Annotated in this window: 8 protein-coding genes; 2 read left to right on the plus strand and 6 right to left on the minus strand. The window is 47.5% G+C overall.

Annotated features, from left to right (window positions below):
• Positions 1-4 precede the first annotated feature (4 nt).
• The 4 genes from GK108_RS22350 to GK108_RS22365 all read right to left on the minus strand — a co-directional run bounded on the left by GK108_RS22350 (position 5) and on the right by GK108_RS22365 (position 6764).
• Positions 5-409 (minus strand): hypothetical protein, encoded by a 405-nt coding sequence (locus GK108_RS22350; protein ID WP_163953306.1) that lies wholly within the window; start codon positions 407-409, stop codon positions 5-7.
• A gap of 316 nt (positions 410-725) precedes the next feature.
• Positions 726-3125, minus strand: a complete 2400-nt coding sequence (locus tag GK108_RS22355) for an ABC transporter permease (RefSeq protein WP_163953307.1) — start codon at positions 3123-3125, stop codon at positions 726-728.
• 74 nt (positions 3126-3199) lie between these two features.
• The gene (locus tag GK108_RS22360; protein ID WP_163953308.1) at positions 3200-5626 is read right to left on the minus strand and encodes an ABC transporter permease; all 2427 of its coding nucleotides are present in this window, start codon (positions 5624-5626) and stop codon (positions 3200-3202) included.
• 229 nt (positions 5627-5855) lie between these two features.
• Positions 5856-6764 (minus strand): hypothetical protein, encoded by a 909-nt coding sequence (locus tag GK108_RS22365; RefSeq protein WP_163953309.1) that lies wholly within the window; start codon positions 6762-6764, stop codon positions 5856-5858.
• Between the two features lie 174 nt (positions 6765-6938).
• Here GK108_RS22365 and GK108_RS22370 point away from each other — a divergent pair, with 174 nt between their 5' ends.
• On the plus strand, positions 6939-8783 hold the full coding sequence (locus tag GK108_RS22370; RefSeq protein WP_163953311.1) for a glycoside hydrolase family 2 protein: 1845 nt from the start codon (positions 6939-6941) through the stop codon (positions 8781-8783).
• A 128-nt stretch (positions 8784-8911) separates the two neighbouring features.
• On the plus strand, positions 8912-10063 hold the full coding sequence (locus GK108_RS22375; protein ID WP_163953313.1) for a glycoside hydrolase family 43 protein: 1152 nt from the start codon (positions 8912-8914) through the stop codon (positions 10061-10063).
• A gap of 40 nt (positions 10064-10103) precedes the next feature.
• Here GK108_RS22375 and GK108_RS22380 read toward each other — a convergent pair whose 3' ends face one another.
• Positions 10104-12521, minus strand: a complete 2418-nt coding sequence (locus GK108_RS22380; protein WP_163953315.1) for an ABC transporter permease — start codon at positions 12519-12521, stop codon at positions 10104-10106.
• Between the two features lie 59 nt (positions 12522-12580).
• Positions 12581-14950: an ABC transporter permease gene (locus GK108_RS22385; RefSeq protein ID WP_163953317.1), complete on the minus strand. Its 2370-nt coding sequence runs from the start codon at positions 14948-14950 to the stop codon at positions 12581-12583.
• Positions 14951-14993: the final 43 nt, after the last annotated feature.

Here is a 14993-nt window from a genome sequence, read left to right on the forward strand (position 1 = left end):
TGGTTTATAGAACCTCAATTTCATTATGTGGCAGCGCATACTGAGCATCGTGTGTCATGACAACGATACGATCACCTTTCTTACATTTTTTCAGCACCTTCTGAACGTCGATCTGCTTTACTTTCTGTTTCGTTACCAGCAGCAGTGTTTTCGTCTCCCTATCGCGAATCGCCACACTGAATGGCAATTTACAAACGCCCTTACTTTCGGTTTTCGACAGGTTAACCGTCTGGACCGTCAGCTCACCAGAAGCCGCGCTGGTCAGTCTGCACTTACCTGTGTTGGCATACGTATCAACCACCATTTTGTTGTTCAGAAAAGCCGCCGAGCAGTTGTTAAATGAATGCTGTCCAAAGCAAATGCCCGAAAATAGCAGGCCGACAGCAGCGAGTAACAGTTGTTTTTTCATGGTTCGTGTTCTGTTCGTTAAGTGAATAACCGAACCAAATGTATCAGGCCGTTTTCCGGCAATTGAAAACGGCCTGTAAAACAATGTAAAGGAAATGTAAAAAGAGGGTAAATGAGGGTTTTACATCTACAAAGGCACAGAGCGCATACAATAGCTAGCTGTTTTAATTCCTCCGTGCCTCTGTGGGTCTTAATGTTTATTTGACCAGAGTGATCCTGCTGTCGAAGCCACGTCAGTGGTTAATTAGGTAGTTACAACTTAGCCTACGGCTTAGACAGCAGGATGCTGTCTGCGACAACCTAATCACTCAATACATTTATTCACTACGTAGCGATTTCACAGGATTCACCAACGCGGCTTTAATACTCTGAAAACTTACCGTCAGTAAAGCAACGCAAACGGCCAGAACACCGGCCAGAACAAACACCCACCAGTCGATTTGAATTTTATAGGCGAAGTCGTTCAGCCACTGATTCATGGTCCACCAGGCAAGAGGGCTCGCCAGCAGAATAGCAATCAGAACCAGTTTCATAAAATCTTTGGAAAGCAACGTAACGATGCTGGCAACGGAAGCACCTAACACTTTCCGCACCCCAATCTCCTTAGTTCGTTGCGTTACAATAAATGACACCAAACCATACAACCCCAGACAACAAATAAGGATGGCGATGCCCGTAAAGACATTAACCAATCGAAAAACCAGGGTTTCTGTCTCGTAAAACGTCGCCAGCTGATCATCCAGATAGCTGTATTCGAACACGTCATTCGGATACAATTTTCCCCATACGGCCCGAATATGCTGTATGGTCTCTGCCGGGTTCTGGCTCGACACCCGAATGCCGACCTGCTTGAAGAAAGGAGAATGGCTGGCAATAAAACCGGGTTCTATTTTATCGTGGAACGATCGCATATGAAAGTCCTTCACCACGCCAACAATGGGCAGCGGAACCGGCGAAAGATGATACTGGATTTTAACACCTATGGCTCGTTGCGGATCGCGAATGTTGAGTTTTTTCAGAAAGGCTTCATTAATCAAATACTCCCGAATCGTATCGCTCGGCACTATGTTACGTCCTGCCAGGAGCGTCAATCCGTACGTTTCCAGGTAGTCGCTGTCGGCAATACGTTCCCGAATCGGATACTTTTCCCAATCGGCCTGTCCTTCTATTTTAAACGAACCTCCGTTTAGAATTTGAGCCGATGGTGGCCGATAACTAGCGCTAACCGCTTTTATATCCGCATATTGTTTCAGCTCATTCTTTAACGTTTCCCGCAATGACTTCTGGTTATCCGGCAAATTAACGATTACCACGTTATCAGTTCTGAATCCTAAACCGGCCTGTTGGATATACTGCATCTGCCTGGCTACTACCAAAGCGCCCACAATGAGCACCTGACACACAACAAACTGCAACACAATCAATCCCTGACGTAGTGAATAGCGTCCACCCGCTCCAGCCGCCAGCTTCCCTTTTAACGCAGCCCAGGGACTGAACCCCGACAGAACGACCGACGGATACCCGCCCGCCAGCAAAATCACACTACTGACCAGTAGAGCAATAAACCCAATTGTCTGCGCATCGAGCGATAAGGACAGATACGTACCAAGCCACTTGTTAAACAAAGGCAGCAGCAACAGGGTCAGCAAAACAGCCAATACAACAGCCATATATACGATCAGGAACGTTTCCAGTAAAAACTGCCCGATCAGTTGGAAACGCGTACTGCCCAGCGTTTTGCGGATTCCCACTTCTTTACTCCGACGTAGCACCTGCGCCGTAGCCAGATTGACAAAATTGATGCAGGCCATTAGTACCAGAAACAGCCCGACCAATCCCAGCGACCAAAGCAAAGCGGGTCGAATGGCACCAGCAGGCATCCGTTTTGTATCGAAATGAACGTCAGCAAGTTGCTGAACATGAAACTGATACACGTTTGCCATAGTCCCAAACTGTTTCTTTTGCAAAGCGGGCATCGCTGCATCCAGACTTTGAGCGGCCTGCGCCTTCCTGAGCGTTACGTAAATCCGGTCGGTGCTATTGATCCAATACCAGCTCGTTTGATCATAAGTCGGATCAAACTGCTTAAGCGTCGACAGAGAAATAAACAGATTGATATCGACATCGGTCGTTTTGGGCGGATCGGCCAAAACGCCGGTAACGTTCACCGTTGTCAGATGATTAAGCGTCAGCGTTTGGCCAATGGCCTTACGATTGCCAAAGTATTTTTTCGCCCACGATTCGGTCAGAACAACACTGTTTGGTAGGCGAAGAGCCGTTTTTGGGTCACCCTGAAGCCAACGATAATCCAGAATATCGAACAGTTCCGGTTCGACTATAGCCGTACTCTTATGTTCCAGAAAACGGCGGGGCTCGGCCTGACCGGGACGGTTCACCTGCACGGTCAGATCGCGGTTCATTTTTAGAAAAGCCGCCTGCTCTACCTGCGGATACGCCATACGTAGCGTTTTCGCCATCGGCAATGGCGCTTCCGGGTAGTATTCTATCGACCCATCGTCCAGATGTAAATCCAGTACAATACGGGCAATTCGGTCAAATTTAGCGTGGTGGCGGTCGGTACTCAGATGATAACGAACGAATAGAAAAATCAGCAGTCCACCGGCCATACCTACCGTAAGCCCAACAACATTAAGAAGTGTATAGCTACGTTGCGAACGAAGATTCCGAAATGCAATTTTGACGTAATTCTGAAACATAAAGCGCGTACATGACAACGAGTGCAATGTACGCGCAAAGCTGGTATTCAGTCCGTTAAAAAACGTTAAGCTTCTTATTCACTACGTAGTGATTTGACCGGATTCGTCAGGGCGGCTTTCACACTCTGGAAACTCACCGTCAGCAGGGCAATGCCAACGGCGACCAGCCCGGCCACCGCAAACATCCACCATTCAATATCGATCTTGTAGGCAAAGTCATTTAACCATTGATTCATGGCATACCAGGCAATGGGCGACGCAATCAAAATAGAAATCGCTACCAGCTTCAGAAAATCTTTGGAAAGCAACGTAACGATACTACCCACCGACGCGCCCAGCACCTTCCGGACCCCAATTTCCTTGGTCCGCTGCTCAGCCATGAAGGCCGCCAGCCCGAACAGCCCCAAACAGGCAATGAGTACGGCCAGTACGGCAAACGTCAACGCAATGGTTCCGACGCGTTGTTCGGCCCGGTACATTTCGTCGAAGCTTTGATCCATAAACTGATAGCTGAAAGGTTGGCCCGGTGCTACCTGCTTCCATTTTGCTTCGATCTGTTTAATCAAAGCCGGGAGGTCATTGCTACTAATCCGAAACGAAGCGGCTCCAGAATTGGGGCTAAGAACCATTGATAAACCGCCGATATTTTGCCGTAGCGACTCAAAATGGAAGTTTTTGACGATCCCAATAATAGTATACATTTTTCGGTTTTTGAGCTGCGGATCATCGAAGGTCCAGATTCGTTTTCCGATCGGGTCTTTCAGTCCCAGAATTTTCAGGGCCGATTCGTTGATAATAATCCCTGACGAGTCAGCGCCAAACTCTTTCGAAAAATCGCGTCCCTGAACCAGTTGCATGCCCATGGTTTTGATGTAGTTATAATCTACCGGCCAGTTCTGCATGCTCACCCCTTTGTTCATATCTATCTGTCCTTCCGCGAAAAACGTATTATCGCCACGGCTCGACGGTGTCGGCAGATAGCCCGACACACTGCCCGTTACCACACCCGGCAAACGGAGCACCTCCTGACGAAACGTTTCCGCCTGTTTTCCGATCGCATACACATCGTTTACCGTCAGCACATGATCCCGATTGAAACCAACATTCTTCGTCTGAATAAAGGTGATTTGCCGATAAACGATAATAGTCCCCACAATCAGAATAACCGACATCATAAACTGAAACACCACCAATCCACTACGTAATCCGGCGCTCCGAAAACTGACATTGATTTTACCTTTCAGCACTTTAATGGGCTGAAAAGACGACAAAAACAGCGCTGGATAACTCCCTGCCAGTAAGCCTACGATAACCGGCAACACGATAAGAACAGGCAGGTAGTAAGGTGAGAATAACTGATTGATAGCTAACCCTTTGGCCGCAATAGCATTGAACGCAGGCAATGTCAGTCCAACCATAAATACAGCCAGCAGCATCGCCAGCGTAGTGGTCAGAATCGACTCGGTCATGAATTGACCAATGAGTTGCTGCCGCTCTGAGCCCATCACTTTCCGAACGCCCACTTCTTTGGCCCGGTTGGCCGAGCGAGCCGTAGCCAGGTTCATGAAGTTGATACAGGCGATCAGCAAAATGAACAAAGCCACCGCCGAAAAAATATAGACGTATTGAATATCACCGTTGGGAGCCAGTTCAATCTGCTGACGCGAATGCAGATGGATTTTAGTGAGGGGAATTAACCAGTAATAGATGTGATTTCCAGCTTTGCGAAAATCATCCATGCTCAAATTCAGCATCTGCATGGCCTGCGGACCAACGTATTTCCTGACAACAGCATCAAGGTTTTTAGCAAACGTTTCTGGATTGGTACCTGGCTTCAGCAGAATATAGGTATGATGGTTATTGCTTAGCCACTGTCCCCAGGGGTAATCATCATTGAGCATTGTTAGGAAGAAGTTACTCTGAAAATGAGCATTCTTCGGCATATCGCGCATCACACCCGACACTTTAAACGTTCGGTTATTATCGAATAGTAACGACTGACCCATCGGGTTCTGATCGCCAAAGTGCCGTTTTGCGGCCGACTCACTAATCACCACCGTATTAGGCTCACGTAGTGCCGTTTTCGGATCGCCCGAAATCAGGGGTAACGTAAAGACATCGAATAACGTAGAATCAGCGAACGTAATGTCACTCTCCCGTAAGTTTGTCGATTCGCCTGCTTTCCGTACCAGCCACGTACCACGCTGATGCAACCGCACAAATTGCTCCACCTGCGGATAGTCTTTTTTGAGCGTAGGCCCCATCGGATCGGGAGAAACGGCGAAGTGCATGTTATTGCCCCCAAACAGGATTTCTGAGTTTACGCGATAGATTCGATCTGCTTTCTCGTTATAGCGGTCGTAGCTGAGCTCATCCAGTACGTAAAGCATAATGAGCATACAGCAGGCCAACCCAACTGCCAGCCCGAAAATATTGATAAAGGTGAAGCCTCGTTGCTTCAGAAGCGTACGCCAGGCGATTTTAAGATAATTGGTTAGCATAGGCCAGGTTCTGTTTCTGAGTATTACAGTATGTAATGCATACACCAAATCTCGTACCGCAAATACAAACCACTAACAGCCAACCAATTACAACAACAACTATAATTTCACTGTCCGAAACTGGACAACGTTGCGGACAATAAGACCAGGCTTTCTTTAGTTAAAAATTCCCTTTAATTAAATAAAAGGGGTCAAAAGCACTTTTTTGTTTTGATAAGGTTCGGATGAGTTATAATTCCGAGCCGTCTCCAAGCCAATGCTTTAACTGCTTATTGATTAACTCTTGGTTTTGGGCTGGTAATTCTTTGAATTTGGCAGCTACGTCTGTGTAGCATAAGCAAGCGGCCCTGATAGATAAGCTACAAACCAAAAGGCCAAGTGCAATATGAATGTTTGGTTGGAAGTGTAGCTTTGGGCGTTTATCTCCATTTATAATATAGGTGCTCATCAAAGTTGGATGGGCCATTTCAGACAAAAGGCCATATACGTTTTCTAAGGAAGGAGATAATCTCTTTGAAATCCCTTTCCATGATCCATCCACAAGTTCGAGAGAGTTATTGTCAATGTAATACATCCAAAAAGCTTTCTTTTTGTAATCCTTCATGCCATCAATAATTGCTTGGCTTTTCGTATCTAATGTTAAGTAAATCGGTAAACTTTGGGTTGCCTTTAGCATTTTACTGACTTCGTTTTCTGCACTTGTAACTAAGCTTGGATCGACTTTCGCTATTGCTTTGCAATAAGCTCTTGTTTGGCTAAATATCCATAGATTATATCTTAGCAATAGTTCGTCAACTGATGGACTGTTTAGATAAATGTGCTCCAGTGTTAATAGACATTCGAATGCTGATCGTACTAAAACTGAATAGGAGTCTAATTCCCAGTGAAGCATCCATTGTATTTTGGGGTTGATTTTTGAAGGGAATTTGATCTCTGTTAGGCATCGCCTTGCAACTAGTTGATGGTTGCCGATTCTTTCAAATAGACCTTTTGCTGAACCGGATAAGCTCTGAATTAGCTCCTGGGGTAGTTTAAATCCATTTAGAGTAATAGGGTAGTATCTGCCAACAAGGAGCGATTGCATGGTGTCAGTGGCAGTCTCATAATCTTCTACTAGATTGATGTCAATTTGTGACATAGGATTTGCATTAGATTTCTATATTTAAATTATGTGCAATTTCGAATATCGGCTAATTTTTACATTTGGAAATGTAAGCCTACACCGCTCGTTTTGTAAAAATTAGCCGATATTCGAAACTGTACGTAGATTAGAATAACACCAATTTAGATGTACCCTTGTATCAACCCCTCTATGTGTAAAGATAGCCATTCCCTTTACCGGTTTCTTCTCCTAATCAGTTTCTTATTTACTACCCAGACTATCCAGGCACAGGTAGCCGACCTACCAACCCGTTGGACAAAAGCTGCGTTGGCGGCCTCAATGCCACTCAGTGAATACCCCCGTCCGCAGTTACAGCGTAGTCAGTGGCTTTGCCTGAACGGCATCTGGAACTATCAGGGCGGCCAATCGGTTGCTTCGGCCAGCAACCCCACCCGCGCGATCGATTTCCCTACAACTACTGAAAAAATACGAGTACCCTATTGTCCAGAATCAGTGCTGTCGGGTATCAAGAGAAAGCAGGAGATCAACATGTGGTACCAGCGTAGCTTTACGCTGCCCGCTGACTGGACTGGCAAGCAGATCCTGCTCCACTTTGAGGCTGTCGATCATCAGGCTACTGTTTTTGTCAATGGTCAGAAAGTGGGTAGCCATGCTGGCGGCTATGATCCTTTTTCATTCGACATCACCGCCTTTCTAACAAAAGGGGCCAATAGTTTAGTCGTGGCCGCTTACGATGCCAATGATGGGCGCACACCTTCCGGAAAAAATGGTCCCCGGGGTGATTATACCTTTAGCTCCGGTATCTGGCAAACCGTCTGGCTCGAACCAGTCAATACCGACTATATCCAAAGCCTGCGTCTGCTTCCCGACCTGGCGGGTAAACGCCTGAAGCTGGAAGTTAAAGCTACTGTGTCGGCTCCTATTACGGCAGTTGTATTGGATGGAAAAACGGAAGTAGCTCGGGCCGAGGGAATGGCCGGAACGGCTCTCTACCTACCCATTGCCAACCCCAAACCGTGGTCACCGGATTCCCCATTTCTGTATGACGTAAAGGTTAGTCTAAAGGGAGCTAAGGGGCATGGATCGGATGAGGTAATGAGCTACGCTGGCCTGCGCGATGTTAGTCTCGGAAAGGTCAATGGTGTAGTCCGCCCTTTACTGAACGGGCAGTTCGTTATGCAGCTAGGTCTGCTCGACCAGGGATACTGGCCAGATGGTATTTTGACCGCCCCAACCGAAGAGGCCCTCAAATTTGATATGGAGTATACCAAAAAAGCCGGGTATAACCTCATTCGGAAACACATGAAAACCGAGCCTCAGCGCTTCTATTACTGGGCCGATAAGCTAGGACTGCTGGTGTGGCAGGATATGCCTGCCATCTGGTATCCCAACGAAGATACACTAACCACCCGGACCCAGTTTCGCCAAGAGTTGAAAGCCATCATGGATACGTATTACAATTCACCATCTATTATTGCCTGGGTGCCTTTCAATGAAAACTGGGGCGCCTTCGACGTAGTGGCTATAACGGACTGGGTCAAGCAATATGATCCGTCCCGACTGGTCAATGGCAATTCGGGTTTTAACAATAATCCGCCCTATCAAAAAGCGTACGGCGACCCTAAAAACGGTGATTTTGTTGATACGCATATTTACGTAGGACCCAACAAAGCCTCGGAACCCGACGAAAAGCGAGCGGCTTCATTGGGTGAGTTCGGGGGCGTGGGTTTGTTTGTGCGGGGGCATATGTGGCCAGTCGAAAATAATGCTTACGCTTACGAGCCGACAAAAGCGGCCCTAACTGACCGCTACGTCTTCCTGCTGGATCAGGTTGAGCAATTAATGCGGTATAGAGGGCTAAGCGTAGCAATATACACCCAAACCACCGATGTCGAGCACGAAGTGAACGGCCTGCTAACGTACGACCGGGAAGTTGAAAAGATGGACACAGATCGAGTTCGCGCGGTTAATCAGGCAGTTTTACAGGCGGGACAAGATGTAGCCCGACCGAAAGGAACTTCCACTAAGGAGTGAGCGAGTCCGCGAGGTCAGCAGCCTCATCATTTATCGTCTATTATAGTAGTCTACGCTCAAAAGTGTCTTTTTTTGTCCAGCCCCTCCTGACAATTGGCTTACAGACGCAAGACAGAATCGATTTTATCATGACTCAAAAACGGCTTCTTTTTCTCTTTTTATCCCTATTGATAATCCGTATTTCGCCAGCACAAACAACGCCAGCTTCACCTAAAGCTAACCTCACGTTCGCCAATCCTTTACCTGTCGAATTTGGAGATCCGTATGTATTGTATACCCACGGTACGTACTATATGTATGGGACTGGCGCAGGGGCCGATAAGGGTTTTGTGGCTTACTCATCCCCCGATATGGTGAATTGGAAGCGGGAAGGACAGGTCTATTTTCATAACAATCCCAATGGCTGGAGTGATCCTAAAGCAAAGTGGGGCGGGGCTTACTGGGCGCCGGAAGTCTATGAAGTGAAAGGTAAGTTCTACTTGTTTTATAGTGCCCAATGGCAAGTTAACCCCCAGCACGAGGAGGAAAATTTCCGCATTGGGGTGGCGGTAGCGGATAAGCCAACTGGACCCTTTGTGGACCTGGGCAACCAACCCCTATTTGATCCGGGCTATCCCGTCATTGATGCTAACGTATTGTTTGATTCCGATGGCAAAGCATATTTATATTATTCCCGCTGCTGCTATAAACATCCTGTCGACAGTGAAGTGGCTGACTTAGCGCGTCGGCAAGGGTGGTTCAACGAGATCGAAGAAAGCTGGGTATACGGTGTCGAGCTTAAAGCTGATTTTTCGGGCGTCGTTGGGGAGCCGGTTCTTTTACTACGTCCCCCGGTAAAGCTGGGCGATAAGCAATCGGAATGGGAAAGTCGATCCGTTACGGCTAAAGAAGTCAACCGACGCTGGACCGAAGGCTCTGTCACGTTCAGGAAAGGAGACACGTACTACATGATGTATTCGGCCAATTATTTTGGGGGTCAGCATTATGCTATCGGGTACGCCACCTCCCGCTCGCCTTTGGGACCGTATCAAAAAGCGTCAAACAACCCGATTGTTCAGAAGAACACAGGTTCGGGCGGCATTGTCACGGGCACGGGCCACAATAGCATTGCTTACTCGCCGGATGGCAAAGAGATGTTCTGCGTCTACCATGCCAGAACGGCTAAAACCGGCGATCAACGCGTGGTTTTTCTGGATCGGATGCAGGTTGACAACGGTGTCATTAAGGTGCATGGCCCTACCACGTTACCCCAACAGACTCCATCAGGCGTAAGACGCTAATTTATTTTAATCGAGATTGCAGCGAAGCCCAACGGTTTAGCTAGTCTGAACGTAGCGATTTGACCGGATTCATCAGGGCGGCTTTCACACTCTGGAAACTGACGGTTATCAGCGCAATCGCAATCGCCAGCAAACCCGCCAGCGCGAAAATCCACCACGACAGGTCGATCTTATAGGCGAAATCATTGAGCCATTGAGTCATTACGTACCAGGCCAGGGGCGATGCCACCACAATGGCAATGAACACCAATTTTAAAAAGTCTTTCGATAACAGGGCAACAATACTGAAAACCGATGCCCCGACCACTTTCCGCACGCCAATTTCTTTCGTCCGTTGCTGGGCACTGAACGTAGCCAGCCCGAATAACCCCAGACACGCAATGAAAATAGCCAGCGACGAAAAAATACTAAACAGAATACCGTACTGGCGATCCTGCTGGTACTGTTGGTTATAGAATTCATCCAGAAAGAAGTAGTCCAGCGACGATTCCGGAAAAAGCTGATTCCAGATCGTTTCCACATTTTTAAGCAACGGCTGTGGATCGGCCGTATGTATTTTGACCGAAAAAAAGTCGGTTGGAATCCACTTGTAAGCCGGGTCCATAAAGAGCATAACCGGTGTAAACGGATGATGGAGCGAGCGCTGGTGATAATCACGAATAACGCCAATAATTTCGTTAGGATGGCCGGGCGTAACCTCCAGAGCGATACGTTGCCCTAACGCCTGTTCGCTGGACGTAAAACCCAATTGTTTTACTGCCGACTCATTAATTACCAAGGCCGTTGAGTCGGCTGGTCGATTCCGATCAAAACCGCGTCCGGCCACCAGTTGCAAGCCGTACGTCTGAATGAATTCGTGATCGACCTGTAGCATTTCATAGAGCCGATTATCGGCAGCACGCGCTTCAAAACGCCGATTGGCTAAAAATTGACCAACCTCTTTACCCGGAACGGCTCCAGAACTCGTTACAGCCAGCACACCCGCCAGGGAGGCCAACTGGCGTTTTAACTGTTCCGTTTTAGGGCCGTAATCAGCGGTGTTTACCGGCGCTTTTAACACAACAACCTGATCAGTCAGAACCCCCGCCTTCTGGCTGGTCATATAAGCCGTCTGCCTATAAACAACTAGCGTACTAATCAGCAGAATAACCGAGATAGTAAACTGAACCACCACCAGCGACTGACGTAACGGACGTTCAGTTACTGAAAGCTGAAACTTTCCTTTTAGCACCGATGCTGGTGACGCCCGCAAGAGCACCGTAGCCGGATAAACACCTGTCAGAACAATCCCTAAAAGCCATAAAGCCAGGAATCCCACAAAAGTCAACGGCTCTATCCAGATGAGACTTACAGAGTTTAAGTGAAGGGAATCGGGCAAGAGCAACGTAGCAACTAAGACAAATCCTGACGCAACCAGTAGAGCAAGCGCATGTACCAGCGTTGATTCGACAACAAACTGAAGCAACAGCAGGCGCTTCGACGAACCCACCATCCGCCGAACACCCGCTTCTTTAGCTCGATACATGGCCCGTGCAGTTGTCAGATTGCTGTAATTCACCCAACTGATCAACAGGATAACAAACGCAATGATGGACAAAAACTGAACGGCTTTGCGGTTGCCTTTGATTTCGATTTCATTGGGCGTGGCCGGGTTAAGATGAATATCCCGAAGCAAAACTAACTTTATACCCCACGTATCATCTTTCATAGCCTCCTCCGTTTTATACTGCTCAGCAAGTGCCGGGAATTTGGCTTCAACGCGACCAGGGTCAGCATTCGGCTTGAGCTGTACGAACGTATAATTGGCGTGCTGATACCAGAAATTCCAGAACTTCGACGTAGCCGTTTTACCCGAAATCAGCATCGAAAACTGCATGGTTGAATTAGCGGGCAAGTCAGCAAAAACACCCGTCACCTGGCAATTCAATGTTTTAGCGAGCGTACTGATCTCAAGCGTTTTCCCGACCGGATTTTGCGACCCGAAATATTTACGTGCCGCCGATTCGGACAGAACAACCGTATTGGGTTCATTCAGAAACGTCCGACGGTCGCCAAGCAAAACAGGGTAATCAAAAAAGGTAAAGAAATTGGAATCGACCAGGCAAACGTGCGGTTCCCGAAATTTCTGATTTTCGTAGCGAACAACCCGCTCCGAACCTCGCCAGAAAATACGTGTATAATTTTCTATTTCGGGAAAATTAGCCTTCATAGCAGGCGCATACCCATTGGAAGTCGTCGCCCAATGCTCTTTTTGCTTCCCTCCCTTCGAAAACATAGTCTCAACCCGATAAATCGGTTTGTCGCCCATAAACTGATCGTAGCTCTGTTCGAACCGAACGTATTGAACCAGCAACCAACACATAGCAAGTCCAAGAGCTAATCCCAGAATATTGATACCAGCAAATGTCTTGTGTTTCCACAAGTTCCGAATAGCGATTTTGACGTAGTTTTTAAGCATAAAGGTTATTGATAAAGCCGCAACAGCACTCCCAGCCATTCCGGCTCTGTATACCTGATTTACTCAGAACGTAATGATTTTACCGGGTTCATCAGCGCGGCTTTGACACTCTGGAAACTAATGGTTAGTAGCGCAATACCCACCGCCATCAATCCGGCTAGCCCGAACATCCACCACGATAGCTCGATTTTATAGGCGAAACCGTCCAGCCATTTACTCATGGCGTACCAGGCTAATGGCGAAGCAATGACAATAGCCACCCCCACTAATTTCATAAAATCTTTGGAAAGCAACGTAACAATGCTACCCACCGACGCGCCCAGCACTTTGCGAACGCCAATTTCTTTCGTCCGTTGCTCGGCCGTAAAAGCAGCTAAACCAAACAGGCCCAGGCAAGCAATAAAAATCGCCATACCAGCAAAAAGCGTAGTTAACGTACTGACAACCGTTTCGCTTTTGTACGCTTTCTGAAAATTGGCATCTACGAAGGAGTACCTAAATGGGAACGTTGGATTCATTCTTCGGCAAACGGCTTCAATACTAGCAAGCGCCTGTTTCGTCTGGCCGGGCTGTGTCTTAATCAGGATATGCCCATACGCCTGTTCTTCGCTCAGACGAACAATAAGTGGCCGAATAGGCACATGAAGCGAATTGAAATGAAAATCTTTTAGTACGCCCACTATCTTACCTGGTCGTTTCCAGAAAGTAAGTGGCTGACCAACCGGATCTTTATAGCCAAGTCGTTGGGCGGTTGCCTCGTTAATGAGATAGTTTGTCGAATCAGTCCTAAAGTCTGGAGAGAAATCGCGTCCGCCAACCAACGTAAGTTTCATGGTTTTCACGAAATCGTAGCCAACAGCGGTGTTATTAAATTGAATAGACAGAGTAGGGTTTTTGCCTGGCCATTCTACTCCATCACTCGTATTGCCATTACGTAGTGGATTCGTTTGTATATGCGTCACCGACTCAACGCCAGGTTGCTGCAACAACTCTTGCTTGAATGACAAATACTTCCGACCAATGTCTCCTTCACCAGGAACATCGATGAGGTTCTCGCGATCAAAACCAAGGTTTTTTGTCTGGATATACTGCAATTGCCGGTACACAACAACGGTACCCACAATCATCAGAATCGATAATACAAACTGGAAAACCACCAGACCGCGTCGGAATAGCTGTGTTCCGGCACTGATACGTAACGAACCTTTCAGCACCCGAACCGGACTAAGCGACGACATAAATAGCGCCGGATAACTTCCCGACACACATCCCGTTATGACCAATAGGCCCAACAGAAAGCCCCAAAAAACAGGTTGGTTCGTAGGAAGCCTAAGCTGTTTATCTGTCAATTGGTTAAATACAGGCAAGGCTAAATCAACCAGTATTACGGCAATAATCAGTGCCAGCAATGCCATCAAAAAGGCTTCGCCCATAAACTGCCAGATTAACGAAAGACGCTTGGCCCCAACTGCTTTTCGAACGCCTACTTCCTGCGCCCGTTTGATAGAACGGGCGGTGGCTAAGTTCATGAAGTTTATGCCCGCTATCAGCAACAGAAAAACGGCTACGATAATAAAGAGCCGCACATACTCGATACGACCACCATCGCGATAACCATTTTTAAAGTTCGAGTACAAATAAGCATCCTTCTCTGGCTGCAAAAACAGCTCAATATTGAACGTAGCATTGATGTCTTTATTCCGCCCTTTCAGAAATGTTCTGAGCTTTGCATTGACCTTCTCAGGATCAGCTTCCGGCCGCAGTTGCAGACGAGTTCCCGGCCCACCGTTTTCCCATACATTGAGCCAGGGCTCCCGTTTCAAATACGTATTCCAGTTTAGCAGAAAGTCATACTGGTCGGTTGAGTTATAAGGCAAATCCTCAAAAACGGCGGCAACCTGATAATCCGTCCTGTTATTAAACCGAATAGATTTTCCCAATGCAGCCTGCGGGCTGTCGAAAAATGTTTGGGCAACTTTACGCGAAATCGCTACGTGATTCGGTGCGTTGAGCGCCGTTTCGGCCGTTCCCGATAACAGGGGAATACTGTACATCTTAAACCAGTCGGCCCCAACAAAGCATCCGGTTTGCCGCGATACCTTCTCTTCTACGCTCAATACGTGGTCTTCCTCAGACGAAAAACCGGCGGCATAGCGTATTTCGGGAAATTGTCGTTTGAGTTCGTCAGCCAGAATACCCGGCGTATCTTCGTCGGTTACGGTTCGTCCATCGGCAATTTCATTTTCCATGACCCGATACAGCAAATCCGCATTGGCATACTGCTTCCCAATACTTAATTCGTCCTGTACCCACAACACAATAAGCAGGCTCGATGCCATTCCTAGCGCCAGACCCAGGACATTAATCGTCGAAAAGGTTTTGTTGCGAATCAGATTCCGCCAGGCAACTTTCAGATAGTTCTTGAACATAAACGGTAAGGGTCTAGGGCGAAGAGCCTAGGGCTATGAAGGC

The sequence above is a fragment of the Spirosoma terrae genome (assembly GCF_010435915.1).
In the GTDB taxonomy this organism is placed as follows: Bacteria; Bacteroidota; Bacteroidia; order Cytophagales; family Spirosomataceae; genus Spirosoma; species Spirosoma terrae.

Excerpts from the sequence above, each read along its gene's own strand:
- GK108_RS22350 (WP_163953306.1), bottom strand. The coding sequence starts at position 409 with ATGAAAAAACAACTGTTACTCGCTGCTGTCGGCCTGCTATTTTCGGGC.
- GK108_RS22355 (WP_163953307.1), bottom strand. The coding sequence starts at position 3,125 with ATGTTTCAGAATTACGTCAAAATTGCATTTCGGAATCTTCGTTCGCAA.
- GK108_RS22360 (WP_163953308.1), bottom strand. The coding sequence starts at position 5,626 with ATGCTAACCAATTATCTTAAAATCGCCTGGCGTACGCTTCTGAAGCAA.
- GK108_RS22365 (WP_163953309.1), bottom strand. The coding sequence starts at position 6,764 with ATGTCACAAATTGACATCAATCTAGTAGAAGATTATGAGACTGCCACT.
- GK108_RS22370 (WP_163953311.1), top strand. The coding sequence starts at position 6,939 with ATGTGTAAAGATAGCCATTCCCTTTACCGGTTTCTTCTCCTAATCAGT.
- GK108_RS22375 (WP_163953313.1), top strand. The coding sequence starts at position 8,912 with ATGACTCAAAAACGGCTTCTTTTTCTCTTTTTATCCCTATTGATAATC.
- GK108_RS22380 (WP_163953315.1), bottom strand. The coding sequence starts at position 12,521 with ATGCTTAAAAACTACGTCAAAATCGCTATTCGGAACTTGTGGAAACAC.
- GK108_RS22385 (WP_163953317.1), bottom strand. The coding sequence starts at position 14,950 with ATGTTCAAGAACTATCTGAAAGTTGCCTGGCGGAATCTGATTCGCAAC.